Raw genomic sequence first — 242 nt, forward strand, 5'->3', positions numbered from 1 at the left:
GTGTTCTACAGGAATAAAAATAATATGGCGTTCGTGTTTTGTGGCATTATGTCTTTCGTCATGTGCACCACGCATCGTTTCAAATAGTGCGCCAAACAGTTCAAACGCATTGCGGATGGAATGTTGAGGGCGTTCTTTTTCGTTTGGGGTTAATGTGACACCGGCAAACGGTCTTTTTTTCTCTTCAGCAAAAAGCCAAATCGGAAAGTTGCTGAGCCCGCCGCCATCCACTATGGTACAAA

At 44.6% G+C, this 242-nt stretch carries 1 pseudogene; it reads right to left on the bottom strand.

Annotated elements, in window-relative coordinates:
• Positions 1–242: pseudogene (locus KVT11_RS20440) on the bottom strand (patatin-like phospholipase family protein); the annotation flags it as partial.

This window comes from Bacillus sp. GbtcB10 (assembly GCF_019091365.1).
GTDB lineage: Bacteria > Bacillota > Bacilli > Bacillales > Bacillaceae > Bacillus > Bacillus altitudinis.